Source organism: Frankia sp. Hr75.2 (assembly GCF_949319125.1).
In the GTDB taxonomy this organism is placed as follows: Bacteria; Actinomycetota; Actinomycetes; order Frankiales; family Frankiaceae; genus Parafrankia; species Parafrankia soli.
Genome location: NZ_CASGGV010000338.1, coordinates 1 through 26,854, shown reverse-complemented (window position 1 = coordinate 26,854; position 26,854 = coordinate 1). Strand labels below are relative to the sequence as shown.

The following is a 26,854-nucleotide window of genomic DNA, read 5'->3' as shown; positions in this document are numbered from 1 at the left end:
GCGCGTCGTATAGAGAACCCCAGCGTGCGTTCGCAGGGCAGACAGCGAACCGTGTGTTCAGCAGCGGCACGACGAGCTGCGCTCCTGCCTGTCTCGACACTCCGAATCGACATCAGCAGTGCCAACCTCGAACACCTCCGGGCTCGGGCGCGAGGTAGCCGATCTCGGTCGGAAACTCTTGATATGCGGCGTCGGTTCACGGTCCAGGGAGTCGACGGTGGTACTTATCGATTGCGGTCTGTAGCTCGACCCGACGGGCAAGCAGCTCTTGGTTCCGCAGTGCGAAATCGTGGATCAGTGCCTCGGCCCGCGACCAGAAGGCTGCTGGATCGACGCCAGAGCCAGGTATTGCTTCCTCGACGGCAAACTCACACAAGACCCTGGCGACTTTGAGCTGACCAACCTGAACTCGATTCGGCACTCCCGTTGTCTACTCTCTGAACAGCCTTCGAAGGCCGTTTTCAACGAAAAGATAGCCGCTCTACCCTGGCCTGCGATCAATGACCGTCGACCCGCCCCCCACGACGTCGACCGCCGCTCACCGAAGTCTCGGGGCAGCTTCATTTCGCCGGAATGGACGGCTCGTCCACGGATACCGTAACAGTCAGATTTGTGCCGCTCCAGGCGAAGCTCAGATCCGCCTGCCACTTGAACATATCGCCCCGATACCACGTATGAATGAACTCCACCGGCCTCAGCTCGCTCCGCACGACGCGCTCGGAGAACAGAACGGGCTGGCCGATTTCGATCGATAGGTTGGTCGCGACCAGCGAGTCGGCGATCTCAGCCGACATCGACTGCGTTGCTCCCGTGATCGGCATACCGCGCTTCATCTCGAAATGGGCACGTTCAAAGGGAACGATCTCTTCGGGCTCGAGGAGCTCGACAACTGCCGGAGACAGGTAGACGACCGTGTAGGCGAACGGCTCCCCGCGCAAGTCGCGACGATAGACCAGAGCCGTACCCGAAGATGATTGCATCCCGAGCGCCTCACGAACGTTCACAGGGAACGGCACATCGTGTTCAACGCTGAATTCGCGAAACGACATGTCGTCCGTGCCTATAATGAGCTCGGTAAACGAGCCGACAAAGGCGTGCGGCCTGTGGACCGCGGCGTCTTCACGTACGAATGTGCCACGCCCCTGACGTCGCTCCACGAGTCCTCGCTCGACGAGTATCCCAACGGCCTGCCGAATTGTCGCTTTGCTCACCGCGAACTCAGCAACGAGCTCGTCTTCGCTCTCGAGAGCGGCTCCCGGCGCGTACACACCGCGCTGGATACGTCGGTAGAGAACCCCGTATATCCGCTGATACAGCGGTGCTGAGAGTGGACTATGAGGCATGTACTCAACCCCACCCGGCGGTCTGTGCGGTGTTGGACATCGCGTGATCCCAGTGATGCGGTCCACTCGAGTTGTTAGTCAACTCGCACTTCCCTTCCGACCACACCGACGCCCCCGATGGAAGTAGCCGACGGAGCGGCGTAAGTGGGCGATGCGGCTGGTGCAGCAAGCCCTTGAGCAGGATCCAGGTCATTCGCTGAACGTCGCGGCGAGGAGCAGATCGGCCACAGCCTGTACGAGGTGCGCAGACGCCGCTCTGGTCCGCGAGGCCGGCTTCGACGGGCAAGCGGTCACGCCAGCAGATCAAACGGCTCATGCACTGAGTCGGCAGCCAGGCACCCGGCGCGGGCGGCCCGCCTCCCCGTGACCAGGCCCGCCCGGCTCGTCCCGGCCGTCGCCGAAGTGTTCTCGGATCGACGCGGCCAGCCGCAGCAGCCCGTCGACGTCGACCCGGTCGGTGCGACCGAGGTTCATCAGCACCTGCGGCTTCACCGTGCATCCACCTGCCGGTTGTTGCACCAACGCCGCGTACCGCACCACCGCCCCGTCGGCGTTCCGCCGCTGCGTGAACCGCAAGTACATGCCCACACCGAACACATCAGACCAGGCATAGCAAACAAAATCAGTCAAGTGATGATACCACACTTTCGGCTCCACGCGACTGAAATTCGAGATCGGCAGGCCCATGACCTGCGGTTTCATCTCAGCGATCTTCGCCATGTGCCCACGAACTGCGGAACCCGGGGCGGAGGATGAAGGTGGTCGACGCCCGCCCGGTCGGCGTGACGTGGTTGTTGGACGAGCTGTGGCGCGAGCTCGGGGTCGCTGCCGCGATCGAGAAGGCGGTGGCGGACCGCGGGTTCACGGCGGCGGTGGAACGGGTGCTGTTCGCGCTCGTGGCGAACCGGGCGATCGAGCCGATGTCGAAGCTGTCCGCAGCCGAGTGGGCCTGCGAGGACGTCGTCATACCCGGGCTTTCGGGTATGGACGACGACCAGGCGTACCGGGCAGGCGTACCGGGCGCTGGACAGTCATGACGGCGCAACGACGGCCGGACCGCGTGCTGACTGGCGCGCACGAGGAGTTCTGTGCCATTGCGCGGCTCTCGGCCGGGAGCCGGTTACCCGGGGGGGCGAAGATCGCGACCTCGACGTCGGGCAGGATGCGCCCGACCACTGACTGTCTGCTTCAGAGAATGGCGCCGCTGCTCTTGAGCTGCCCGATCTCTTCCCAGGACAGACCCAACTCGAGGAGGGTGGACTCGGTGTGTTCGCCGTGTTCCGGGCCCCGAGTCGGCTTTCCCGGCTGCCCGTCGAACTGTACCGGGCTGGTGACCAAGGGGATTTCGACGCCGTCGAAGTCGACCGTCTGCAGATAGCCGTTGGCGATCACCTGCGTGTCATCGGCCGCTTCGTGAGGGCTGACCACGGGCACCCACTCACCGTCGAAATCGGCGAGGATCTGGCACCATTCGTCGAAATTCCGATCGCCGAAGACGCCGTCGAGCCATTCGATGCACTCGAGGCGGTTCTCCCGACGGGCCTCCAGGTCGATGAACCGTGGATCCGCGGCTATCTCCGGCTGGCCGATCGCCCGACACAGGTCAGGCCAGTAGCGATCGGGCGAAAGCATCTGCAGCGCGACGAATCGATTGTCCTTGGTCCGGTACGAGAGCATCAGCGGGTTCGGGAACTGGTACCGATCCGGCGCGCCGTGATGGGCTAGGCCGGAGATGCGCGCGTTCATCACGTTGACCTGGAGCTGCCACATCCCGGACGCGAGCAACGATACGTCGATGACCGATGGCTGACCCGAAGTGGCCCGCCGGTACAGCGCCGTGCTGATCGCCCCCGCGATGGTGAGACCACCCACCACGTCGCCGAAGGCCGGCTTGCCCATCGTCGGCCATTCGGCCTCCGGCGGCGTGAAGGTGTACTGCATGCCGGTGCGCGCCCAGTACGCGCCGGAGTCGTACCCACCCCGGCCGGCATCCGGCCCCTTGGCGCCGAAGGCCGTGCCACGGACGTAGATGATCGAAGGATTGTCGCGTCGTATGTCCTCGACCTCAATCTTCAGGCGAGTGAGGGCTCCCGCTCGCAGATTGGTGACGAACACATCGGAGGCCGCCACGAGCCGCGAGAGCAGTGCCCGACCCTCCGGATGTTTGACGTCCAGGGCAACCGAGCGTTTGCCGCGGTTCGCGGAATGGAAGTAAGGGTCGATGCCCCCATGGAGCTTGTGCAGACCAGCTGTCACTAGACCACGGTAGGGATCGCCAGTCTTCGGATGCTCGATCTTGATGACATCGGCCCCCCATTCCGACAACACCGCGCCCGCCGCCGGGACAAATACATGGGAAGCGACTTCAAGTACCTTCACGCCACTGAGCGGCAGCGATCCTGTCTCGTTAGGTTCCACAACCCGTCCCATTCTCGCGGCGATAGGTGTAACCATGTACGATCGGAGCAATTGTGGGCGAGCCCTCAGCTCGTCCGCATCGAACCCATCATCGACTGAGTGATCTTGCCGAGCCCGTATTGTTTGCCGGGCACGTAGGAGACGTCGTGACCGGCGCTGCGGGCGCGAAGGGCTGCGACAGTCGCATGCTCCTTCGGGATGTGCTTGAATGGGTCGAAGTTGAATATCCGCATGGCGTTCAGGTGCGTGATCTTGTTGACGATCTCGTCGTTGTTGACCCGCTGGAGGTACGGCCACGCCTCTTCCGGCGTGTACGGCCAGGTGCTGTCCGGGTGCGGGTAGTCGCACTCCCACGTGACGTTCTCGACATTCATCAGGTGGAGATTCTCCACGCCGTGAGCGTCGTCGATGAAGCATGTCACGATCCGGCGGTTGAACCGCTGGCTCGGGGTCTCGCCATAGAACGGGTGCTCCTCGATGTCGGCCACGTGGTGCTTGTAGGTGAAGTCGGCGCGCTCGAGGAAGTACGGGACCCACCCGATGCCGCCCTCGGACAGAGCGAAGGTCAGGTTCGGGAACTTGTTCATCATCGGCGACCAGATCAGGTCGGCGGCCGTCGGGTAGATGTTGATGCCCGAACACGTCACCCGGGTCAGCATCGGTGCGTCCGGCGAGGTCTGAATCATGGCGGCGCCGGATCCGATATGCATGCAGACGACGATCTGGTTCTCTTCGCAGGTCTCCCAGAATGGGTCCCAGTACGAGTCATGCAGCGAGGGGAACCCGAGCCCGAACGGGTTCATGGAGAACGCGACGGCATGCACGCCCTTGGCGGCCACCCGGCGCATCTCGGCCGCCATGAGGTGGACGTCCCAGATTGGGCCGAGGGCACAGGGGATGAAGCGCTCGGGGTAGGAGCCGCACCACTCGTCGATGTGCCAGTCGTTGTACGCCCGCACCACGGCCAGGGCTAAATCGCTGTCCTTCTGCCCGACCTGGGCGAACAGCGCGCCGGAGAAGCGGGGGAACGACGGGAAGTTGAGCGATCCGAGGACACCGTTGGCGTCCATGTCCTTGACCCGCTCGTGGACGTCGTACGTCCCCGGGCGGATCTCAGCGAACGACTTAGGCTCCTCGTGGTACTGCTGGGCCTTGCCGCCCACGCCGCGGCCCGCGGTGGCGGCCAGCGCCAGCTGGCTCGCTTTAGCGCCGTCGAAGACCCAGTTGAAGCCAATCTTGCTGTCGCCGACCACCCGAGGAGCGCGGTCCGCGTACTTGGCTGGCAGTCGACCGTCGAACATGTTGGGCGGCTCGATGATGTGATCATCGGTACTCACCAGAATCAGGTCGTTCATGTTCACCGCGGTCACCTTCGCCTTCACTTTGCCGATTGATTGGTGGTATCGAACTATCGAAGTTCCTAGCTTGGGCACCATGGCAGTCAAGGTCTACGGGTGGAGACGACCTGCCCCCTGGCGACGGACCCACAGCTCGCGCCGGCCGCCTGGTGCCCGCCGCGCCGGTCCCCGGTCGACACAACGCCGCTAGGCGCCGCCGGGGCGCGGCGGGCAGGGTAAACGTTGCCGGTCCCAGCATCAGGAAGGTCTCAGAATCCCAGCGATCCGACCACCTCATGTGGCCCACGACCGCGTGGCAGCACCCCCACTCGTATGGTTATCCATATGACCGGTTGTCTGGCATTTTAGCGAGGTGTGATGCCAAGCACAATGCCCTCGTATGAACCAGATCGAGAGGTCGTCGGTCCGCGTGGCACCAGGGGCGGTGGCTCGGTCGGTCGGCCGACGTTGCCCGGCCAGTGCTCAACGACGATTCAGCAGCCGTCGCCAGATCGGCAGCCAAGCCCTTCGCGAAGTGTGGACGATCATGAAATTCCCACCCCGAGGGGCCGTGGTGCGCGACCCCGCACGCCACCGCGACCTGCCGTTCGACATCCGGGTGGTGGCCGGTGACGTCACGGATGCGGTGAGCGCCGAGCGTGCGGCGGCCGGACGGGACGCGGCCGTCAGCGCTGCGGCGGACCTGTCCGTGCCAGCACACGACTTCTTCACCGCGTCGTCTCGCGCGCTGGCCACCGGTCTGGCGAAGGCAGGGGCGCGCCACCTGGCGGTCGTCGGCCTCTCCTCGGTCCTGCCGGGGGGCATCCGGCGCTGCGTCGATGGACGAGCCCGGCTACCCGAACGAGTACCGTTCCTTCTCCCTCGGCCACCTGGCGGGCCTCGACGAGCCGTCGGGCCAGCGAGCTCGACTGGGCGTACGTCGCAGCAGTGATCATCTGCCTGTTTCCCGATGTAGATCGCGACGTGGTGGATGTTGTCGCGGGTCCCGCAGTAGGACGAGGTCGCCAGTCGCCAGCGGTTCTCCGGGTGGGACAACGGGTCCTGCCTCGTACTGGGTTTGGGTCGTGCGGGGTAGGTCGATGCCTGCGGCCAGGTAGGCGGCGCGGGTGAGGCCGGAGCAGTCGAAGCCACCCTCGGCCGGTCCGTCTCCGCCCCATAAATACGGGATACCAATCTGCCCTTGGATGTACACGACAGCGGCGTAGCCGGCGGGTCCTCCGTCAACGCCGGGTCCAGCCCGAGCGCCGGCCTGCCCGCCGCAGAGCGGCCATTTTCAGATGCACTGTGAGTGGTCGATTTCGATCAGCCACCAGTTGTGATAGAGCCGGACCAGGTCGGTGGCGGGGATCGCCGGGTCGAGCAGGGTGGAGACCAGCAGGTAGTAGCCGGTCTTCCTACCGGCGTCGGTGGTGATCGTGATCTCGCAGCGGATCACCCGGACGTCGAGCCGGCCGGCCCGCGAGCGCCAGGAGCCGTCCCGGTAGGTCTCCCCGACCGGGAAGAGCCGGTTGTTGGTGACCCGGACCAGCGGGTCCGCCTCGGTCGCGGCGATCTTCTCCAGCAGCGGCTGGCCGCCGACGTTGCGGTCGGCGAGCACGATCATCCCGGCACGCAGGCTGCTGAGGAGGCGGGTCGCGCAGGTCGGCTCGCCGTCGGACGTCGGTGCGAACACCGCGTCGATCACCCCGCGGGTGCCGCAGGCGATCAGCACGACGAGGCGGACCAGCGGGTAGCCGGTCCCGCCGTGGTTGCCGCCGCCCTTGCGGTGGACGGTCTTGTTCTCGTCGGTGTCCGGCACGACGACCTGTGTCCCGTCGAGCGCGCAGACCAGCCGGCCGTGCCACCACACCGACCCCGTCCAGCCCGCCGCGACCGCCCCACGCACCGCCTCGAACAGGCCGCGCAGTGGCGCGACGCCCAGCCGGCGGCGCGAGGCGGCCATCGACGACGCCGACGGGGACGCTACCGGCATCCCCTTCCTGATCCCGCCGACCAGCTCACGCCACACCCCCGGCCAGCCGGTGTCGGCATGGAGCACACCGGCAAGCAGCAGGTAGACCCCGACCGGGCCGGCAGGCCCCGGACCCTTTTCTGGATCTTCCCGGTCTCGGCCAGCGCGGCGTCGACCAACTCGAAGGGGACCTGGCGGGTGAGCTCACCGAGGTGGCCCGGCGCGAACCGGCCCCCGGCGACACGGACAACACGCGTGACAGATTCGATGGACAGCGGAGCTCCTGGAGCATGGGACTTGTCTTGGTCGACTGCCTCCTAACGGGGCTCCGCTGCCCGTTTCAGCACGACACTCCGGTCCCCACCGAGTCTTGACGGGCCGTTGCCCCCGCTGTAACACCTGCCAGGCCCGCGGCCGCGCACCCGGGGTGTGGTGAGCGGGAAGGCCGGTCGCCCAGCTCGTGGTGCGAGGCGAAGCCGGTCGCCCGGCGCGCGGTGAGTGGAGAGGCTGGTCGCCCGGCCCGTGGCGAGATCGACATGGTTCGAATGATTTGTGAGGTTCGCCACCTAGCGGACGTCGTGGCGGTCGCGCGACGGCCCGCGGTCGGCTCCTGACACCGTTCGGCGGCTGTCGCCGCCGCGCCCCGGGGCGGGTGGCCGTTACGGCCTGGCGGGCCGCGGCCCGCGTGCCGCGGACGTCCCATCGCTGCTTGGCCGGTAGGCCTTCCCAGGTCAGGGCGGCTCTGCCCGGCCCAGCGCGAGAGCGAAGTTCCTGCTGACTGGAAGTCAAGATCTGGATCCGTCGGGCCACCGGTGCGGCCCCCGGCCGCCGGGCGTCGGCCGACCCCCGGGGCGACATCGATGTCTAGCCGGTCGGCTAGCGTGACAGTCGTATCCCAGGTGTCGCCCAGGGAGGCGGGGGGACGGCCGGCGCAGGCGGCGTGCCCGCGCGCGGGCTGGCCGGTGGGGCGGGCCCGCGGGCGGCCTCGGCCCCCGGTCGGGACCCATGGGGGCGGGTTTGATTCTCGCGGTCGGAGCCGATAGTTTCCTCTCACCGAGAAGGAGCCTTCCGGAAACTGGCAGTGACACTTACCTCATCATGATCGGCCGGGGCAGGGCTGGCAGCGCTGCGTCAAAGCCGTTCGGGTGATGAGATTCGGGGCACCGCCACGGCGCGCGAGAAGAATCGGAAACGCGAATGTCACGCCCGACCAAGGGCCGGCGGGGAGCGGAACCAGTGGCCTCGTCCCCCTGGCTCCGCCGGTCCCGCGGCCTGATCGCCGGCCGACAGCGGCAACGCTGTTCTCGGTGGGGCGATACGCTCGTCCGCGAACCGCGGGTACGTCGTGCCGTCCAGCGGTGGGCCGGTGTCGTCGTGGTTTCCGCGGTGCGCGCTCGCCGGTTTCCGGCAGCGATTCGGTTGCTCCAGCATGCCCAGCCCGACCGGACTCGGTTGATCCGCGTTGTCCGGCCGCCCAGGTAGGACCCGGGCGACCAGGTCGCATCCAGGCGATGCGGCCGGTCGGGATAGCAAGAGGAGGAGATCCGTGAGACCCCGTAGAACTGTCGCGGCCGTCGCTGCCCTCGCAGCGGTGACCGTCTTCGTCGCAGGATGTGGCCGCGACTCGGGCGGCGAATTAGGGAGTGAGGACACTCCCGCCACCCAGGGGTCCACGGCCGCCGCAGCGGGTGACTTCGGCGACCTGAAGGACGTCTGTGGCACCGGCGACCCGAAGGGTGCGCCCGCTCAGGGCGTGACCGCGAGCGAGATCAGCGTCGGTGTCTTCAGTGACGTCGGCTTCACCAAGAACTCTGAGTTCGACGACGCCGCCAAGGTGTTCACCTCCTGGTGCAACGAGGCCGGCGGCATCAACGGACGCAAGATCGCCTACAACCTGCGGGACTCGAAGATCTTCGAGACCCGCCAGCGGATGATCGAGTCCTGCCGCGAGGACTTCGCGATCGTCGGCGGTGGCAGCGCGCTCGACGCCGGCGGCGTGGAAGAGCGCCTCAAGTGCCTGCTCCCCGACATCCCCGCGCAGACGAGCCAGCCGGAGAACATCGGCTCGGACCTGCAGATCGACGCGATCGGCGCCGGGCACTCCTACATCCGCTACGCCGGTTACTTCAACTGGCTGCTGAAGGAGGCCTACCCGGCCTCCGCCGGTGCGGTCGGCATCATCGCCGGTGACTCCCCGGTGACCAAGGTCATCGGGGACCAGACGGTGGAGGCCGTGCAGAAGGCCGGCGGGACGGTCGCCTACAACGACCTCTACCCGGCGGCCGGCGTCTCGGACTGGACGCCCTACGCCCAGGCGCTCAAGAGCAAGGGCGTGAAGGGCCTGGTCTTCCAGGGCGACTTCCGCAGCCTCGCGAAGCTCGAGCAGGTGCTGTCGTCGATCGACTACAAGCTCGACTGGATCGACGCCAACAGCAACGCCTACGGATCCGCGTTCGTGGAGCTCGCCGGCGACGCCATCAGCACCCAGAACAACCTGGCCGACCTCAGCGGGGTCGCGCCTCTCGAGGTGGCGGACGAGGTCCCCGCCGTCCAGAAGGTCCTGGACCTCTACAAGGAGTACGCGCCCGACGCGGAGGTCACCTTCCCGGCACTGCGCGCCTTCTCGTCCTGGCTGCTGTTCGCGGAGTCGGCCAAGGAGTGCGGGGACGACCTCACCCGCAAGTGCCTCTACGACACGGCGCGCGAGCAGACCGAATGGACTGCCGGTGGCCTGCAGGCCTCGGTCGACATCACCAAGGCCGACGCGCCGCTGAAGTGCTTCAACGTCGTGCAGGCGAGCGCGGACGGCTGGAAGCCCGCGGACTTCGAGCCTGACACCGGTGCGTTCCGCTGCGATGCCCCTTCCGTCAAGTACACGGGCTCGTACGGCACGCCGCTCACCCTCGCCAGCGTCGGCAAGAGCCTGAGCGACCTCAAGTAAATGGAACAGCTGTTCACTTTCGGGATTGTGGGGCTGAGCACCGCCGCGATCTACGCCATCATCGGCAGCGGTCTGGTGCTCACCTACACCACCACCGGCGTGTTCAACTTCGCGCACGGTGCCGCGGGCATGATGGCCGCGTTCGTGTACTGGCAGCTCACCGAGGGCTGGGGGCTGCCGGTACCGATCGCGCTGGTCCTGGTGCTGGCCGTGCTCGCGCCCGGTTTCGGCCTCCTGGTCGAACGGGTGGTGCTCCGGCCGGTCCAGGGCCTGGGCGAGGCCGAACGCCTGGTGATGACGGTCGCGATGCTGAGCGGTCTCATCGCGGTCGCCCGGTGGATCTGGGACCCGAACGAGGCGCGGTCGCTGCCGACCTTCTTCGCTGACCAGGGCGCGATCGACATCGGGCCCGCCACGATCACCTGGCACCAGGCCCTGACGATGATCGTCGCGGTGGCGGTCGCGGTCGGCCTGCGCGTCCTGCTCTACGGGACGCGCATCGGCGCGGAGATGCGGGCGAGTGTCGACGACCGGGCGCTGGTGGGCCTCACCGGCGCCAACCCGGTCCGCTCGAACCAGGTCGCCTGGATCCTCGGCACCCAGCTGGCGGCGATCGGCGGCATCCTCATCGCGCCGTCGGTCTCCCTGGACGCCGGCCAGCTCTCGCTGCTGATCGTCAGCGCCTACACGGCGGCCATCTTCGGGCGGCTGCGCAGCCTGCCGCTGACCTTCCTCGGCGCGGTCGTCGTCGGGTGCCTGGAGAGCTACCTGACCGGGTACCTCCCGAGCAACGACTACCTGCCGGGGCTGCGGCTCGCGGCGCCCGCGTTGCTGCTGTTCCTGGCGCTGCTGGTCTTCCCGCACCGCCGGCTGCGCGGGCGGGACACGAAGGCCCGCCCGGTCGCCGTCCCGTCGATCCGGGGGACTCTCGTGTTCGCCGGGGTGATCGTGGTGTTCGGGGTCGTGCTGGCCTCGGTCCTGGGCGAGGGCGACCTGATCACCTACGGGACGATCTTCTCGTTCGGTGTGATCGCGCTGTCCTACGTCCCGCTCGCGGGTTACGCCGGGCAGATCTCGCTGTGCCAGCTCAGCATGGCCGGCATCGGCGCCGCGGTCTGGGCGCACATGGGTGCCGACGGCGGGATCTGGGCGCTCGCGGCCACCGTGGTGATCTCGGGGGCGGCCGGTGCGCTGGTCGCGCTGCCGGCACTGCGGCTCTCCGGCGTGTACCTGGCGCTGGGTACGGCGGCCTTCGCGGTCATCCTCGACCGGTGGATCTTCACCCTTCCCGCGTTCGACCTGTTCGGGGCGAAGATCTCGCTGTACGACGGGGGAACGGTCGACGTGTCCGGGCCGTCGCTGTTCGGGTGGCATCTGGACAGTGGCTCCGAGCTGATGGTGTTCTCCGCGGTCTGGCTCGCGCTCACCACCCTGGCGGTGGCGTGGCTGCGTCGTGGCAGGTTCGGCCGTCAGCTCATCGCGCTGCGGGACAGCGAGGCGGCCTACGCCACCCTCGGTGGCAACCTGCTGCGGTCCAAGGTGGCGGTCTTCGCGATGTCCGCGGGCATCGCGGGCCTCGGTGGGGCGCTGTACGGCATGCAGCAGCGGTCGGTCACCGCCGAGCAGTTCGGTCTCGTCGCCGGCCTGCCGCTGTTCCTGATCGCCGTGATCGGCGGCCTCACCTCGGTGGGCAACGGCCTGTTCTCGGGGGCCGCACTGGGCGGATCTTTCCCCGTGATCTCCGCAGCGGGGACGTTCGCGCAGAACATCACCTCGGTGCTGCCCGGCCTCGCCGGGCTCGGGCTCGCGCGGAACCCCGACGGTGCCGTCCCCGAGATGCGCGCCGGCGCCGAGCCGCTCGGCCGGAACAAGCCCGTCCTGGCCGGGCTCATCGGCGTGCTCGTCGTGCTCTGGGTTCTCCAGCTCGGCGACGTGCTCGACGGCTGGCTGACCTTCAGCCTGGCGCTGGTCCTGATCGTCGCGGCCCAGACCTACGCGCAGGTCCGGGAGGCGAAGCCCGTCGAGTCGGACGTCCCCGTCGAATGGTGGGGCGTGCGCCGGGCCTGGCGTCGCGAGGACGAGGAGGTGCTGGCCCGTGGCATTGCTGGAGGTTAAGAACGTGACGGTCGCCTTCGGGGGCGTTCGCGCCCTCGACGGCGTCGCCATCGCGGCCGAGAAGGGGCGGGTCACCGGGCTGATCGGGCCCAACGGGGCCGGCAAGAGCACGCTGTTCGACGTGATCTCCGGGCTGCGCCGGCCGTCGTCCGGGCAGGTGTTCATCGACGGCCACGACGTCACCCGGCTGGGCCCGTCACGGCGCAGCAAGCACGGGCTGGCCCGGACGTTCCAGCGGCTGGAGCTGTTCGGCCGGCTGAGCGTGCGCGACAACCTCCTCGTCGCCGCGGAGCTGGGCCCGGAGCGCCGCAAGGCGGCGACCCTGGTCCCCGAGGTACTGGACAGGCTCGGCCTGACCGGCATCGCGGACACCTCCGCCGACACGCTGCCGACGGGCGTCGCCCGGCTGGTGGAGGTGGCCCGGGCGCTGACGGTCCGGCCGAAGCTCCTCCTGCTCGACGAGCCCGCCGCCGGGCAGGACGCCGAGGAGACCGAGCGCTTCGCCGACCTGCTGCGCTCGCTCGCCGCCGACGGGACCACCGTGGTCATCGTCGAACACGACATGGATCTGGTCATGAGCGTGTGCGACGACCTGTACGTGCTCGACCTGGGCAAGGTCATCGCCGCCGGCTCTCCGGAGGAGATCCGGCGCGACGAGCTCGTCCTGGCCGCCTACCTGGGAGACGCGGCATGACACCTCTCCTGGAACTGCGGGACGTCCGCGCCGCCTACGGGAAGATCACCGTCCTGCACGGCGTGAGCCTGAGCGTCGCGGCGGGTCAGGTGGTCGCCCTGCTCGGGCCGAACGGCGCGGGCAAGACGACCACGCTGAAAGTCGCGGCCGGCACGCACCGGGCCGAGTCGGGCCGGCTGCTGCTGGGCGGGCGCGACATGACCGGAGCGAACCCCCGCGACCTGGCGCGCGCGGGGGTCTGCCTCATCCCGGAGGGGCGTGGGGTTTTCCCCAACCTGTCCGTCCGGGACAACCTCCTGATGATGACCTTCACCGGTCGTTCCCGGGAGCAGATCGAGGAGATCGCGTTCGCGCGGTTCCCCATCCTCGCGAAGCGTGCCAACCAGGCCGCGGGAAGCATGTCGGGCGGGGAGCAGCAGATGCTCGCCCTCGCCCGCGGGCTGGCCACCGACCCCGCCGTCCTGCTCCTCGACGAGCTGTCCATGGGGCTGGCCCCGCTGGTGGTCGCCCGTCTCTACGAGCAGGTGGCCGAGATCGCCCAGCAGGGCGTCGCCGTCCTGGTGGTGGAGCAGTTCGCCGCCGCGGTTCTCGGTATCGCCGACCACGCGGCGGTACTGGTGCGTGGACGGGTCGAACGCCAGGGCGCCCCTGACAGCGAGTTGCGCGCCGAACTATCCGCCCTCTATCTGGGGAGTTCCACATGACGTCCACTGACGCGCGCGCGGACCGCTTCGTCCGCGAGCTCGGGGAGTTGAAGATCCCCGATCCGGCGGCCGGCCGGCCTCAGCTGTGGGTACGGCTCGGGGTGGCGTTACTGGTGGTCGGCGCCGCTCTCGGCGTGACGGCGTACGCGATGTCGCACGGCACCCGGGACCCGCTCGTCCAGCGCGACGCCCTCGCACTCGGCCTGGGCGGCGTGGTCGCGAGCGTGGTGGGGGCGGCGCTGTTCCTGCGTTACTCCCTGACCGGCTTCCTCCGGTTCTGGATGGCCCGCCAGTCCTACGACCTCGCCCAGCTCGGCGACCGGCTGGCCGGGGTCGAGGCCGTCACCGGCCCGGCGGCCGCGGCGGCCCCGGCGGCCCCGGCGGCCCCGGCGGCCGCGAACGGTGCGGTCGCCACCTCGGCGGCCGAGCCCGCCGTGGAGCAGCCCGCCGCCGCCGAGGCGCCGGCGGAGACGCCCGAGGCAGCGGCCTCCGAGACGGCGGCGCCGGCTGCGGAGCCGGCGACGAAGGAGTCCGTCTCGACCTGACCTGGCGGGTCCTGAAAAGGCTTGCGGCCAACGACACCCTCGTTGGCCGCAAGCCTTTTCGCGTTCCCGGAGCCGTCTGGCCAGGCCTTCCGCCATTGCGGACCCGCCCGTATTCGTGACATCATGCTGCCGTCAAAGCTTCCCGACCGGAGATGGGGGAAATGGTGCGCGCTCGTGTAGCCGGTGCCGAGGAGGTCACGTGGGGGATGAGGGCCGACTGCCCGCAGGCCGTGACGCTACGCCCGCGCCGTCCGTTCCGCTACGAGTCCTCATGATCGGCCGTCCGACCGGACGCCGGTCCCGACGGCTGCTGGTGGTTGTTCCCCTCGCCCTGGCCGGGCTGCTCGCGGCGGCCTGCGGCGGGAGCGACCCGGCGCCGGCGCCGGCGCCGGGTACGGCCGCGGCGGCGGCGAACGACCTCTCCGGCGTCACGCTGCGTTTCGGTGACCAGGTCAACGGGGTCCGCTCCGTGCTGGAAGCCTCCGGCGAGCTGGAGGACACGCCCTACAAGATCGAGTGGAGCCAGTTCCAGGGCGGTGGCCCCACGGTGATCGCGGCGCAGACCGGCGGGGACGTCGACCTCGGGGTGATGGGCGAGACCCCGGTGGTGTTCGCGCAGGCCGCGCACAGCCCGGTGACGGTCGTCGGGGCCGCCCGGATCGTCGACCCGGCGAAGTCGAACTTCGCGCTGGTCGTGAAGAAGGACTCGCCGATCCGGTCCGTCGCGGACCTGCGCGGCGCGACGATCCTCAACAGCCAGGGCACGGTGTCGCAGTACCTGGTCGCGAAGGCGCTGGAGAAGGGCGGCCTCACGACCGACGACGTGAAACTGGTGAACCTCCAGCAGGGCGCGCAGGCCGCCTACGACCGCGGCGACATCGACGTCATCGCCAGCGGGGGACCGCCCCTGGCAATGATGCTGGCGAAGGGCGCCGACCGGGTCCTCATGACCGGCACGGGTGTGCTGCCCGGAGTCAACTACCTGGTCGCACGGAACGGCGCTCTCTCCGACGCCGGGCTCAGCGACGCCATCGGCGACTTCCTCGGCCGGCTCGCGCAGGCGCAGGACTGGTACAACGCCCACCCGGACGCCGCCATCGCGATCGTGAAGCCCACCTACAAGGTGGACGACACCGTCGCCCGCGCCCTCATCGACCTCGCGCCCCTGCGCTACGTGCCGATCGACAGGACGGTCACCGACGCCCACCAGCGCGAGGCGGACTTCTTCGCCGACCAGGGCGTGCTGAAGGCGAAGATCGACACGTCGACGGTCTTCGACGACCGTTACAACCCGATCATCAACGCGGTGGCCCAGGGCCGGCCTGGTCCGTCATGACCGACCTGCTGCCCTCGGGCGCGTCCCGCGCCGGGGCGCCCGACCTGGCCGGCGGGGGGCCCGGGCTGGCCGGGGCGGCCGCCGCTCCGGGCGCCGGGGCGGACCTGCCGCCGGCGCCCGGCCTCGTCCGCCCGCGGGCGTCACGGCGGCACACGCACGGGCGCGGGGCGTCACTGGCGCTGCGCGCTCTGCTGCCCCTCATCCTGTTCGGCCTGTGGTGGTGGGGCACCGAGGCGGGCTGGATCTCGTCCGACGTTCTCGTCTCACCCCCACGGATGGTCGAGACCTTCGGTGACCTGGTGCGCGAGGACGAGCTGTTCCACCAGGTGTCGGTGTCGCTCGGCCTGGCCCTGCGGGGGGCGCTGTTCGGGGCGGCGGCCGGTTTGCTGTTCGGTGTCGTCGCCGGCCTGTGGCGGATCGGCGAGGAGCTGCTCGACGCGGTGCTGCAGATGCTGCGGACCATTCCCTTCCTCGCGGTCGTGCCGCTGTTCATCGTCTGGCTCGGCATCGGCGACCTGCCGAAGGTGCTGCTGATCTCGCTCGCCACGCTGTTCCCGATGTACCTGAACACCTACAACGGCGTCCGCAACGTGGACCGCCGGGTCATCGAGGCCATGGAGGTGTTCGGCCTGCGCGGGGCCCGGCTCGTGCTCACAGTGATCATTCCGCTGGCGCTGCCGTCGATCCTCACCGGGCTGCGGTACTGCCTCGGGATCTCCGTCCTCGCGCTCATCGCCGCCGAGCAGATCAACTCCAGCGCCGGCCTCGGCTACCTCATGTACCAGGCGCAGTCGATGCAGCAGGTCGACGTCCTGGTGGTGGTGCTGGCCATCTACGCCGTGCTCGGGCTCCTGTCGGACCTGGTGGTCCGGGTGCTCGAACGCCTGCTGATGCCGTGGCACCGCGGCCTGGCCGTCCGATGAGCCGCTCGACGAGCGCGGGCCCGGCGGCGCCGCCACGCCCGGGCACCGGCGCGCAGGCCGGCGGTGAGCTGGCCGTACAGGTCCGGGCGGCCCGCAAGACCTTCGAACGCCCGGTGCTCGACGGGGTGGATCTCGCCATCCACGCCGGCGAGTTCGTGGCGCTGCTCGGTGCCAGTGGCAGCGGCAAGACCACACTGCTGCGCATCCTCGCCGGCCTCGAGGCCGCCGACGACGGCGCGGTCTGGGTGCCGCCCACCCGCACCGTCGTCTTCCAGGAGCCCCGGCTGGTGCCGTCGCAGAAGGTCTGGCGCAACGTCGTCGTCGGGCAGCGGGGTGGCCGCGGCGCGCGCGAGGCGGCCCGCGCCGCCCTCGCCGAGGTCGGGCTGGCCGAATGGGCGGACGCCTGGCCGTCCACGCTCTCTGGCGGCCAGGCCCAGCGGGTCGCCCTGGCCCGGGCGCTGGTGCGCGAGCCGCGGCTGCTCCTGCTCGACGAGCCGTTCGCCGCGCTCGACGCGCTCACCCGGATCAGGATGCGCGAGCTCATCGGCGAGCTCTGCGCCCGGCACCGGCCGGCCGTGCTCCTGGTGACCCACGACGTCGACGAGGCCGTCGTCCTCGCCGACCGCGCCGTCGTGCTGACCGACGGCCGGATCTCGCTCGACCGGCCGATCGGCCTGCCCCGCCCGCGCGCCGTGGGCGACCCGGGCTTCGTACAGGCCCGCCGCCTGCTGCTCGAGGAGCTGGGCGTCCACGAGTCGCGGCAGGCCGAGGGCCCGATCCCCGGCACGACCGAGAACGGCAAGCCTGTGGATGCCCGGGAGACCCCGGGCTTTACTACCTGACTACCTGTTCCGCGGCGCGGGCGCGTGGGCGCCCGGCCGACCGAGATGTGGAGGAGACACCATGGCGATCGACCTGACCGGCGGTCTGAGCGACGACCGCGAGTACGTGTTCCCCGCCCAGCCCGACAACCCGGACATGCGCGAGTCGGTCAACGCGTGGGTGTGGGACGACGGCGTCGAGTTCGGATTACCCCGAATCGGCATCGAGGCCGCCGCGGACCAGTGGGACACCCACGACATCCAGGTGAACATCGCGTTCGCCGGCGGCCGGGTGCTCAACATGTACGGCCCCAGGAAGGTGCACGACCCGCTGGGCGCGGACCTGGGCGCGGACGGGAAGGCCCGCGTCCTGGGCGCGGGGCCGCTGTCCTTCGAGCTGGTCGAGCCCTATCGGCACTGGAAGATGCACCTGGAGGGCCCCGCGGTGGTGACCTCCGCCGAAGGCCAGATCGGCGGCTGGAAGCGCGGCGTCACCGGCGGGCCGACCGTCGAGGTGCGCCTCGAGCTGGACATCAGGTCCGCGGTGCCGCCGTGGGAGGGCGGCACGCTCCTCGAGGAGGCCGGCCGGGTCCTCGCCACCCAGGAGGAGGGCGACCTGATGGGCGGCCCCCGCTTCGAGCAGCTCTCCCGGGTGACCGGCAGCCTGCAGGTCGACGACGAGGTCCACGAGCTCAACGGCGGTGGCCTGCGGATCCGCCGCGCGGGCGTTCGCCGGCTCGCCACCTTCCGCGGGCACGTCTGGCAGTCGGCGCTGTTCCCGAGCGGGCGCGCGTTCGGTCTGTGCCTCTACCCGCCGCGCGCCGACGGCAAGGCGACCTTCAACGAGGGCTTCCTCTTCGAGGGCGCCGGTGCGCTCATCCCGGCCCGCGTCGTGGACGCGCCCTGGCTGCGTGAGCTGCGGCCCACCGGCGAGGATGTCTCCGTCACCCTCGAGACCGAGGACGGCCGGACGACGACGATCCACGGCGAGTCGCTCCTGTCGACCTTCGCGGTGATGGGCGCGGACATCGGCTCCCAGCGCCTGAACCTGCAGCAGGCCATCGCCCGCTACACCTGGGACGGCGAGACCGCGAACGGCATGATGGAACGCTCCAGCGTGAGCGACACGGTCGCCCGGTGACCGCGGCCACCGCCGGCGCCGAGCCCGGGTCCGGCCGGGAGTCGACGGCGCCGGAGGCGGCCCGCGGGCGGCCCGCAGGTGGCCCGGCAGGCGGCCCGCAGGTCGGGCTCTGATTGTCGCTGGCTCGGTCAGCCGCCGACAGTGGAGTTCTGAGCCGCGGTGACGATGGTCCTGGCGTCCGCGGGTGTCAGGAACCCGCGGAACACCGACGTCCACGCGGACGCCCGCACCTTGTTCACGTAGTCGGCGTGGGTCGGGTAGAGCTGGCGAAGCACCGGCTCCGCGGTCTGCGGCGCGGTCGGGTTGGACGGGTCGCCCGCGTTGTGCGTGTCCCAGGGGTCGGCGTCGCCGTTCCACGGGTCGGTCGCGCCGAACAGGCCGCAGAACAGGGCTGCGGCACCCTCGGCGAAGCGCTGCCCGGTCAGGGTCCTGGTGGGCACCGCGACGTCCGGAAGCCGGATGCCACCGCGGGCCAGCCCGGTGGCCGGGTCGCGGACCGGCGTGTTGCCCTGCATGCTGAGGATCGTGCCGGTGGCCGGCGCGGGCCCGCCCCGCATCCACCGGTTCACGGCCGACAGGGCGGCGTTCAGAGAGTAGTGCGCCGGGCCGTCGTTGATGGGCGGTGTATTGGCCCCGCAGTCGCGAGGCGGAACGGGCTTGCCGAACATGCGCTCGTACACGGGCTGCCCGGTGGTGAGGAGCCACTGGTCGGCATGGGAGGTGCCGGCGAGCTCCCAGGTGTGCACGGTCGCCGAGTCCGGCTGCCGGGCGGTCACATGGAGCGTCATGTCGGTCTCGGTCAGCACGACGAAGGTCGGCACCCTCAGATCGGTACGGATGAGGGTCGGATTGGGCATCGTCTCCGACGGGTCGGCGTTCAGCGGGGGCGGTGCCGCCATGTTGCTGTGGATGAGATACCCGTCGTACGCCCGGGCCACCGGAGCCACCGCGTTGGCATAGGTCGTCAGGCGCATCGCGGACTGCGACTCACCCACGCCGAGCAGCTTCGTGAACTTGAGTTTCCCGAGCGGATTCGGTCCGTTCGGAGTGCGCAACGCCTGCGCCGCCTGCGAGAAGATGTCGTACGAGTACTGGTCGCCGGGGTGGCTGAGGGTCCCGTACCGGGCCTGGTCCCAGGCCTTGAGGCCGGGGTAGGCTCCCGTCGCGTTGACGCCGAGCTGCTGGGCGGAGACGCCGACGTAGGCGTAGCCGGAACGCAGGATCTCGTCGCGTATGGTTGTCCAGTCCACCTGCGCGTCGATGCCGCCGCTGACGTTGAACCACTCGACCAGGACGGTCCCGTTGAACTTCGCCGGGTCCGACGGATAACGGACCAGCATCCTGCTCTGGTAGGGGGCCTGCGTGCCCGGTGTCACCTGCCATCTGCCATCCGAGCCGAATGTGCCGTTCCTGTTGTAGGCGGTGGCCGTGCCGCCGAACAGGAACTCCCGCTCCACGTAGCCCCTGGCGGCGAGGAGCGCCGGGTCCTCCGCCTGGAACGGGAAGCCGTGGCTACCAGCCGCCGGCTCGGTGATCGTCGGGGACGCGACGGCGCCCGCTCCGGCGCCCGCCCCGGGCGCCGCGGTCGCGGCCGGGCCGCAGACCGCGAGCACCGCGGACGTGCAGGCCGCCGCGGCGAGCAGCGCGGTGACGCGCCTGCCCGGTAATCGTGGAAAGGGCATGTGAAACCTCCACCGATTTTCCGTCTTGAGATGGGAGATGGTCATTCTCGCGCCAACCTGATCTGAGGTCCCAGGCTCACCCGATGGCTGGCACCGAGGTGCCAGTTCCCGACGGCGTCCGTTCTGCCGCCGATGGTCGCGGGCTTTCCGTTGCTCGCAGAAAGGCTCGCCTTCAGCGCGGAGAATGACACGGGCTGGCGAAGGCCCACAGGTCGAAACCGTCGTCGGAGTTGTCGAAGAGCCGGACGTCACAGCGCACGAGAAGAATGACCGCGCTCGGCGCCTGATTCGCCTGGAACAGAGAACCTCCGGTCGCGGTTTGGTCAGGACATGACCGACTCACCGTTCGACCCGCACGCGCTGCTCGCGCAGAGCCGGCTCGGTGTCCTGGCCACGATCAGATCGGACGGCCGTCCGCAGCTGTCGCCCGTCCTGCCGTTCTACGAGGAGCAGTCCGGTGTGCTCTACGTGTCGATGACGGAGGGCCGGGCCAAGACGGCGAACCTGCGCCGCAAGCCCTGGGCGGCGCTGGAGGTCACCAGCCCCGACGGCCGGTCGTGGGCGACCGTGGAGGGCCCGGTCACCCTCACCGGGCCGGGAGCGGACCCACACGGCCCCGAGGTCGAGGCCCTGGTCGACTACTACCGGGCCGCCGCCGGCGAGCACCCGGACTGGCACGAGTACCGCGCGGTCATGGTGACCGAGCGCAGGGTGCTCATGGCGATGGCAGTGGCTCACCTGTACGGGCAACACCTCGGCTGACTCCCGTCGCACAGGCCGGCCGCCCACTGGGGCGGGAACGGACCCTGATCACCCAGACAGCAAATCCCCTCCAAAGGCGGGGCGGATCGCCGCCTCGCCGCTCAGGCTGTGCCGGTGGACCGAGATCCCGACGCCATCAGTCTCGTTCCGGCGCAGCGAGAGGCCCGATCCCGAGCGCCCGAGGGGCCCGATCCGGGGACCGGCGCACCGGAGCAGGCACGTGACCCGGTACTGACCTATGGAAGGGAGGACGACGACACCCCACGCCCATGGAGCCGGCACGACCGGACAATGGAACGGACCGGCGTGCTCGCGATGACCCGGCGGCTGCCAGGGCTGCTCCGGCTGGCCTGGTCACTGGCCTGGGAGGCCGACCGGATCGGCCTGGTCACCATGGTCGGCCTGCGAGTTCTGTCCGGGTTGGTCGAGGCCGCCGGCCTGCTCGCCGTCGCCGGCGCGCTGACGGCGGTGCTTAGCGAGGGGCCGACCCCGCAGCGGCTGCACGACGCGATTCCCGCGCTGGTCCTCGTCGTCGGCGCCGGCGTCGTCCGGACGGCGATCTCCCTGGTCACCAGCCTCCTGCAGAGCCGCTTCGGGCCCAGGGTCGACCGCGTCTCGATCGTGCGGCTACTCGACCTGGCCACCCGGACGTCCGTGATGTCCTTCGACGACCCCCGGTTCGTCGACGATCTTGATGCGGCCGAGCGGGGTGCCGCCAGCGGGCGTCAGCTCGTCGACAACGCGGTCAACGTGTTCACCTCGGGGGTGCAGATGGTCGCCGCCGGCAGCGTCCTGGGTGTGTTGCACCCGCTCCTGCTGCCGCTGCTGGTGCTCTCGATTCTGCCGGACGGCTGGGCGACGGCGCGTTCGGCGCGGCTGGCGCACGCCTCCTGGCTCGGGCGCATCCGCAAGATCCGGCGTCAGTTCATGCTGCGCAACCACATGACCGACCGGGACTGCTCCGCGGAGATCCGCTCGTTCGGCCTGAACCGCTTCCTGCTGGACGAGTACATCGCGCTGGCCCGGGAGAACGAGGCCGAGCAGGTGCGCGTCGCCCGGGGCCAGGCGCTGTACCGGCTGACCGGGGAGGTCGTGTCCGGACTCGCGCTGGGGGCTGTGTACGTGACGCTGGTCCTCCTGCTCAACGCCGAGATCATGCCGCTCGCCGCCGCGGGCACGGCGGTCCTGGCCATCCGGAACGGGCGAGGCGCGCTGTCCTCGGCGCTCGACAGCCTGAACAGCGCCTTCGAGAACTTCCTGTACTTCGGGGAGTACCGGTCGTGGATCGCGGAGGCGGCCCGCCGGGTACCGGCGCCACGCGGCGACATGGCGCCGGCCGAACCGGCGGTCGTCCGGGTCGACGCCGCCGCCTACACCTACCCGCACACCGACACCCCGGCGCTGCGCGGGGTCACCGTCGAGCTGCGGCGCGGCCAGGTCGTCGCGTTCGTCGGCGCCAACGGCAGCGGCAAGTCCACCCTCGCGAAGATCCTCGCGGGCCTGTACGAACCGGACGAGGGGACGGTCAGCTGGGACGGGGTCGACCTGGCCCAGGTCGACCCGGACAGCGTCCGGGCACGGGTCGGTCTGATCCCGCAGCAGTACACACAGTGGCCGATGTCGGCCCGGCTCAACATCGCCGTCGGGAACATCGACCGGCTCGCGGCGGACGGCCCGGACAGCGTGATCCCGGCCGCGACGGCCACCGGCGCGGCCGAGGTGATCGAGAAGCTGCCGTACGGCTACGACACCTCGCTGGCCCGGCAGTACAACTCGGGGCACGACCTCTCCGGCGGGCAGTGGCAGCGGATCGCCTGCGCGCGGGCGGTCTACCGGGACGCCCCGTTCCTCATCGCGGACGAGCCGTCCGCGGCCCTCGACGCCCGCGCCGAGCAGGCGCTCTTCGACCTGATCCGCGAGCAGGGGCGGGACAGGGTGGTCCTGCTGATCACCCACCGGCTGGCCAGCGTGCGCACCGCCGACCGCATCTACGTCCTCGACGAGGGCCTGGTCGTCGACAACGGCACGCACGCCGAGCTGATGACGCGGCCCGGCATCTACCAGGAGCTGTTCAACCTGCAGGCACGACAGTTCGTCGACCTGCCGGATCCGGCGGCGCCAATGCCCTGACGGCCCGGTGGGCGCGCGGACGCCAGTCGCTCGGCGGTGGTACCGCGGAGCGCGGGTCCGCGCCGTCGGCTAGCATGCCCCGCATGCTCGCGCGGATGAACTTCTGGTGGCCCGTCACAGTGGCGGCCCACTCCCACCGCGCGTAGATCTCTCCCGCGGCCGCCCTGCCCGGCGGCCGCCGTTGTTTCCCATCCCGGGGCAGGGCTGATCGCCGAGTCCAGGCGACCGCCCGGCGACCAAGGAAACGACCATGGAACTGCTCCGCCACCTGCTCGGCGCGCTCACCGCGGGCCGGGACCCCGGCCCGTTCGCGCTGCTCCGCCGCGAAGGCGCCGATCATCTCGACGTCCTCACCGGGGACGTCGAGGTCGCCTCCCGGCTGGCCGACATCCCGCTGCCACCGGGGCCGGCCGGGCCGCGCACGCTGGCGCTCGTGCCGTTCCGGCAGATCGTCGAACGCGGCTTCGCCTGCGTCGACGACGGCGCCCCGCTGGAGTGCCTGCGGGTCAACGGGCACGAGCGGGTGCCGCTGCCGGCCGCCCTCGCGGCTCTGCCGGCGGGTGCCGTGACCGCCACCGGCGGGCGGTTCGACATCGGTGACGAGCGCTACGCCGAGATCGTGGGCGAGGTGCTCCGCGACGAGATCGGTCGCGGGGAGGGCGCGAACTTCGTCATCCACCGCACCTACACCGCCTCGATCGCGGGCCCGCCGCTGACCGCCGCGCTCACCGCGCTGCGCCGCCTGCTCACCGGCGAACGGGGCGCCTACTGGACGTTCCTCGTCCACACCGGAACGCGCATCCTGGTCGGGGCCACCCCGGAACGCCACGTCAGCGTCGACGCCGGGCTGGTGCGGATGAACCCGATCTCCGGCACCCACCGGCTGCCGGCCTCCGGGCCCGACCGCGGCGCCCTGCTGCGGTTCCTGTCCGACCGCAAGGAGATCGACGAGCTGTTCATGGTGCTCGACGAGGAGCTGAAGATGATGGCCCGGGTCGCCGAGCACGGCGGGCAGGTGCTCGGGCCGTACCTCAAGGAGATGTCGCACCTCGTCCACACCGAGTACCTGCTGGCCGGACGGGGCTGCCTCGACGTCCGGGAGGTACTGCGCGAGACGATGTTCGCCCCGACCGTCACCGGCAGCCCGCTGGAGAACGCGTTCCGGGTGATCGCCCGGCACGAGGGCCGCGGGCGGCGTTACTACGCCGGCGTGCTCGCCCTGCTCGGCCGGGACGAGGCGGGCGCGCAGACCCTCGACGCGCCGATCCTGATCCGGACCGCGGAGATCTCGCCCGGCGGCGACCTGCGCGTGCCGGTCGGCGCGACCCTCGTCCGCCACTCCACCCCGGCCGGCGAGACGGCGGAGACACACACCAAGGCCGCCGGGATGCTCGCCGCCCTGGGCCTGCGCCCGCCCGCCACCGGCGCGGCCCCGGCCCCGGGCGCCGTCAGGGACGTGGCTGACCCCGTCGGCGCGGGCGTCCCGCTGGGAGCCGATCCGGAGATCGCCGCCGTGCTCGCCGGCCGCAACCTCGGCCTGGCCCGGTTCTGGATGGCGGAACGCGCCCCGGCGCCGAACCCGGCCCCCGGGCTGGCCGGCAGGTCGGCGCTCGTCGTCGACGGCGAGGACACCTTCACGGGGATGCTCGCCCACCAGCTGCGCGCACTCGGCCTGACGGTCACCGTGCGGCCGTGGCACTCGGCCGGGGACACCGCCCGATTCGATCTGGTGGTGCCCGGCCCCGGCCCGGGAGATCCAACAGTGCGTGCCGACCCCCGGATGGCAGCGATGCGCGGTGTCGTGGCCGACCTGCTGGCACGGCGGCGGCCGATGCTCGCGATCTGCCTGGGCCACCAGCTCCTCGCCGGCCTGCTCGGGCTGCGCCTGCGCCGCCGGGAGGCCACCTACCAGGGGCTGGCCCGCGAGATCGACCTGTTCGGCCACCGGCGCCGGGTCGGTTTCTACTCCACGTTCACCGCGGAGTTCGACCAGGACGAGATCCTCACCCCCCACGGTGTGGTCCAACTCGCCCGCGACCCCGCGGGCGTTCGGGACCTCGCCGGCAACTCGGACGACCGGCGGGACGAGGCGGTGCACGCGTTGCGTGGGCCGACCTTCGCCGGGCTCCAGTTCCACCCGGAGTCGGTGCTCAGCCTGGACGGCCACGAGGTTCTGCGCGACCTGCTGACGGATCTACTGCTCGTTCCCGTGCGCCTGGCCTGATCGCGCGCCCGTCACACGCCACATCGTCTACTCGCCCTTTTGGCGTCCTTCTCGCCGTTTCAGAATCGGATCCGGCCCGATTCACCCTCGAAACGGCGAGAAGGACACTAAACGACAAGCAGTTCTATTTGTGACCCCGGCCCCGGGGCCCGGGCCCGGATTTCGGTTCGTCCCGCGATCGGGTCGGGCTGGTTACTCGACGACGTAGCGGCGGGGGATCCAGGTCTGGCTGTCGATCGGCGGGCGCTTGTAGGCCCGGTCCTGGCGGGGCGGCAGGTCGACGGCGGGGTACGGGAGGGCCTCGTAGGGCACCGTCGACAGCAGGTGGCTGATCAGGTTCAGCCGGGCGCTGCGCTTGTCGTCCGCGTCGACCACGTACCACGGGGCCTGCCGGATGTCGGTGTAGGCGAACATCTCGTCCTTGGCCTCGGCGTAGTCGACCCAGTGGGCACGGGCCTGCAGGTCCATGTCGGAGAGCTTCCAGCGCTTCTCCGGGTTCTTGATCCGGTCCGCGAACCGGCGCTCCTGCTCGGCGTCGCTCAGCGAGAGCCAGTACTTGACCAGGGTCAGCCCCGACCGGACCAGCGCGCGCTCCAGCTGGGGGCACGTCCGCAGGAACTCCTCGTATTCCTCGTCGGTGCAGAATCCCATCACCCGTTCCACCCCGGCGCGGTTGTACCAGCTCCGGTCGAAGAACACGATCTCGCCGCCCGCCGGCAGATGGGTGATGTAACGCTGGAAGTACCATTGGGTGCGTTCCCGCTCGGTCGGCGTGCCGAGGGCGACGACCCGGAAATGGCGGGGGTTGAGACGTTCGGTGATGCGTTTGATGACGCCGCCCTTGCCGGCGGTGTCCCGGCCCTCCATGATGACGGCGACCCGCCGCCCGGAGTGGACGATCCATTCCTGCATTCGCACCAGCTCGGTCTGCAGCCGGGCCAGCTCCTTGTCGTAGGCCGTTCTCGACAGGCGCTCCGGGGTCACGTCGGCGGGCATAGCGGCAACTGTCGGCCGCGGCGCCCGGCCTGTCAACGCCCGTACCCGGGCGGTTACCAGAGGCGGTCAGAGACCTACGGTGCTGTCGAGGAGCTCTCGGATCATGTCCGCGTGGCCGTTGTGTCGGGCCTACTCCCGGATGCGGACTGCCCTCGACCGCCGGGTCGTACCAGATCCGTCCCAGGTCGGGCTTCGCCTCCAGGATCCGGCTGAACCAGTTCCGCTCGGTCTCCGCCAGGTGACAGAGCAGGCCGTGCAGGGACAGCGGCGACGTGACCACCGGCCTGGCTCTGCGCAGGTCGTCGCTCAGCCCGTCGCACTTCGCCAACAGGGTCGACCGGTGGAACTCGAGCCAGCCGTCGAGCAGCTCCCGTTCGTCCTGGAGGTAGGTGAGGCGAGCCCTGGCGGGCGGCTCCGGTTCGTCAGCCACCAACCGTTCCTTCGCGCGCCGCGGTCGGCAGGTCGTGGGCCCGGGCGCGGGCGTAGGGCTCGAACACGGTCGCGATGTGCCCCTGTTCCGCGGCGGACTTCGGCCGTTGCAGCTCGGTAGAGGTGGGGAAGCCCGGCCCAGGCGGTCACCGCGTCCCACAGCCGGTCGGCGGCCGCGCCGACCGGCGCCGGGGCCACAACCGGGCCGAACTGATCTCCCTGCCGTACTCTGTCCGGTCGATCGTGTCGGCCCCGGGAACGGGCGCCTTTGCGGTCCGGTCACGTGCGTGGCACGCAAATTGGCAACAGCAACCTTTCGCCGGCCCGGAGGCCTGCCAACG

Annotated in this window: 23 protein-coding genes and 2 pseudogenes; 14 read left to right on the top strand and 11 right to left on the bottom strand. The window is 70.1% G+C overall.

What is annotated here, in order from left to right; all coding sequences use genetic code 11:
* Positions 1–196 precede the first annotated feature (196 nt).
* From AC559T_RS32910 to AC559T_RS32900, 3 genes are all read right to left on the bottom strand, one after another.
* Positions 197–421, bottom strand: coding sequence for a hypothetical protein (locus tag AC559T_RS32910; protein WP_241832075.1), 225 nt, complete (start codon positions 419–421; stop codon positions 197–199).
* Between the two features lie 139 nt (positions 422–560).
* A complete protein-coding gene (locus AC559T_RS32905) occupies positions 561–1,343 on the bottom strand; it encodes a GntR family transcriptional regulator (protein WP_498871159.1) in 783 nt (260 codons plus the stop codon).
* Between the two features lie 312 nt (positions 1,344–1,655).
* On the bottom strand, positions 1,656–2,063 hold the full coding sequence (locus AC559T_RS32900; protein WP_498871158.1) for a hypothetical protein: 408 nt from the start codon (positions 2,061–2,063) through the stop codon (positions 1,656–1,658).
* Between the two features lie 32 nt (positions 2,064–2,095).
* Between AC559T_RS32900 and AC559T_RS32895 the strand changes: the two genes are divergently transcribed.
* Entirely contained in the window at positions 2,096–2,380 is a 285-nt protein-coding gene (locus tag AC559T_RS32895; protein ID WP_498871157.1) for a hypothetical protein, read from the top strand.
* Between the two features lie 151 nt (positions 2,381–2,531).
* Here the strand turns inward: AC559T_RS32895 and AC559T_RS32890 are convergent, their stop codons facing one another.
* On the bottom strand, positions 2,532–3,722 hold the full coding sequence (locus AC559T_RS32890) for a CaiB/BaiF CoA transferase family protein (RefSeq protein ID WP_498871156.1): 1,191 nt from the start codon (positions 3,720–3,722) through the stop codon (positions 2,532–2,534).
* A 104-nt stretch (positions 3,723–3,826) separates the two neighbouring features.
* Entirely contained in the window at positions 3,827–5,116 is a 1,290-nt protein-coding gene (locus tag AC559T_RS32885; protein ID WP_498871161.1) for an amidohydrolase family protein, read from the bottom strand.
* A 529-nt stretch (positions 5,117–5,645) separates the two neighbouring features.
* On the opposite strand from AC559T_RS32885, the gene AC559T_RS32880 reads away from it, so the two are divergent.
* Positions 5,646–6,050: an NAD(P)H-binding protein gene (locus tag AC559T_RS32880; protein WP_498871155.1), complete on the top strand. Its 405-nt coding sequence runs from the start codon at positions 5,646–5,648 to the stop codon at positions 6,048–6,050.
* On the opposite strand, the gene AC559T_RS32875 is transcribed toward AC559T_RS32880, so the two are convergent.
* The 3 genes and pseudogenes from AC559T_RS32875 to AC559T_RS32865 form a co-directional block, all read right to left on the bottom strand.
* Positions 6,051–6,311, bottom strand: a complete 261-nt coding sequence (locus tag AC559T_RS32875) for a C40 family peptidase (RefSeq protein ID WP_498871154.1) — start codon at positions 6,309–6,311, stop codon at positions 6,051–6,053.
* An 81-nt stretch (positions 6,312–6,392) separates the two neighbouring features.
* Entirely contained in the window at positions 6,393–7,061 is a 669-nt protein-coding gene (locus AC559T_RS32870) for a transposase (RefSeq protein ID WP_498871160.1), read from the bottom strand.
* 6 nt (positions 7,062–7,067) lie between these two features.
* A pseudogene (locus AC559T_RS32865) lies at positions 7,068–7,249 on the bottom strand (transposase domain-containing protein); the annotation flags it as partial.
* A gap of 1,367 nt (positions 7,250–8,616) precedes the next feature.
* Here AC559T_RS32865 and AC559T_RS32860 point away from each other — a divergent pair.
* The 9 genes from AC559T_RS32860 to AC559T_RS32820 all read left to right on the top strand — a co-directional run bounded on the left by AC559T_RS32860 (position 8,617) and on the right by AC559T_RS32820 (position 18,290).
* Positions 8,617–10,011, top strand: a complete 1,395-nt coding sequence (locus tag AC559T_RS32860) for an ABC transporter substrate-binding protein (protein ID WP_071066975.1) — start codon at positions 8,617–8,619, stop codon at positions 10,009–10,011.
* Complete coding sequence (locus tag AC559T_RS32855) at positions 10,012–12,126, top strand: branched-chain amino acid ABC transporter permease (protein ID WP_112108277.1); 2,115 nt, start codon at positions 10,012–10,014, stop codon at positions 12,124–12,126.
* Positions 12,107–12,820 carry an ABC transporter ATP-binding protein gene (locus AC559T_RS32850; RefSeq protein WP_071066977.1) on the top strand — a complete coding sequence of 238 codons (714 nt, stop codon included), beginning with the start codon at positions 12,107–12,109 and terminating at the stop codon, positions 12,818–12,820. Before AC559T_RS32855 ends, AC559T_RS32850 begins: the two co-directional genes overlap by 20 nt.
* Positions 12,817–13,524 (top strand): ABC transporter ATP-binding protein, encoded by a 708-nt coding sequence (locus AC559T_RS32845; protein WP_020461396.1) that lies wholly within the window; start codon positions 12,817–12,819, stop codon positions 13,522–13,524. The genes AC559T_RS32850 and AC559T_RS32845 overlap by 4 nt, the downstream gene beginning before the upstream one ends.
* The gene (locus AC559T_RS32840; RefSeq protein WP_498871153.1) at positions 13,521–14,069 is read left to right on the top strand and encodes a hypothetical protein; all 549 of its coding nucleotides are present in this window, start codon (positions 13,521–13,523) and stop codon (positions 14,067–14,069) included. The genes AC559T_RS32845 and AC559T_RS32840 overlap by 4 nt, the downstream gene beginning before the upstream one ends.
* Before the next feature lie 271 nt (positions 14,070–14,340).
* Complete coding sequence (locus AC559T_RS32835; RefSeq protein WP_498871152.1) at positions 14,341–15,405, top strand: ABC transporter substrate-binding protein; 1,065 nt, start codon at positions 14,341–14,343, stop codon at positions 15,403–15,405.
* On the top strand, positions 15,402–16,328 hold the full coding sequence (locus AC559T_RS32830; protein WP_112108274.1) for an ABC transporter permease: 927 nt from the start codon (positions 15,402–15,404) through the stop codon (positions 16,326–16,328). Before AC559T_RS32835 ends, AC559T_RS32830 begins: the two co-directional genes overlap by 4 nt.
* Positions 16,325–17,170: an ABC transporter ATP-binding protein gene (locus AC559T_RS32825; RefSeq protein WP_498871151.1), complete on the top strand. Its 846-nt coding sequence runs from the start codon at positions 16,325–16,327 to the stop codon at positions 17,168–17,170. Before AC559T_RS32830 ends, AC559T_RS32825 begins: the two co-directional genes overlap by 4 nt.
* Before the next feature lie 61 nt (positions 17,171–17,231).
* Positions 17,232–18,290: a DUF7064 domain-containing protein gene (locus AC559T_RS32820; protein ID WP_498871150.1), complete on the top strand. Its 1,059-nt coding sequence runs from the start codon at positions 17,232–17,234 to the stop codon at positions 18,288–18,290.
* Between the two features lie 128 nt (positions 18,291–18,418).
* On the opposite strand, the gene AC559T_RS32815 is transcribed toward AC559T_RS32820, so the two are convergent.
* Positions 18,419–19,972 carry an alpha/beta hydrolase domain-containing protein gene (locus AC559T_RS32815; protein ID WP_498871149.1) on the bottom strand — a complete coding sequence of 518 codons (1,554 nt, stop codon included), beginning with the start codon at positions 19,970–19,972 and terminating at the stop codon, positions 18,419–18,421.
* 330 nt (positions 19,973–20,302) lie between these two features.
* On the opposite strand from AC559T_RS32815, the gene AC559T_RS32810 reads away from it, so the two are divergent.
* The 3 genes from AC559T_RS32810 (at position 20,303) to AC559T_RS32800 (ending at position 25,088) form a co-directional block, all read left to right on the top strand.
* The gene (locus AC559T_RS32810; protein ID WP_071066984.1) at positions 20,303–20,734 is read left to right on the top strand and encodes a PPOX class F420-dependent oxidoreductase; all 432 of its coding nucleotides are present in this window, start codon (positions 20,303–20,305) and stop codon (positions 20,732–20,734) included.
* Positions 20,735–21,025: 291 nt separating this feature from the next.
* Positions 21,026–22,864 carry an ABC transporter ATP-binding protein gene (locus AC559T_RS32805; RefSeq protein WP_498871148.1) on the top strand — a complete coding sequence of 613 codons (1,839 nt, stop codon included), beginning with the start codon at positions 21,026–21,028 and terminating at the stop codon, positions 22,862–22,864.
* A 250-nt stretch (positions 22,865–23,114) separates the two neighbouring features.
* Positions 23,115–25,088 (top strand): chorismate-binding protein, encoded by a 1,974-nt coding sequence (locus AC559T_RS32800; RefSeq protein ID WP_112108269.1) that lies wholly within the window; start codon positions 23,115–23,117, stop codon positions 25,086–25,088.
* A 192-nt stretch (positions 25,089–25,280) separates the two neighbouring features.
* Here the strand turns inward: AC559T_RS32800 and ppk2 are convergent, their stop codons facing one another.
* Together ppk2 and AC559T_RS32790 are read right to left on the bottom strand one after the other, a co-directional pair.
* Positions 25,281–26,084 (bottom strand): polyphosphate kinase 2, encoded by an 804-nt coding sequence (ppk2, locus tag AC559T_RS32795; RefSeq protein ID WP_112108268.1) that lies wholly within the window; start codon positions 26,082–26,084, stop codon positions 25,281–25,283.
* 181 nt (positions 26,085–26,265) lie between these two features.
* Positions 26,266–26,514 (bottom strand): annotated as a pseudogene (locus AC559T_RS32790) (mycothiol transferase); the annotation flags it as partial.
* Between the last annotated feature and the right edge of the window lie 340 nt (positions 26,515–26,854).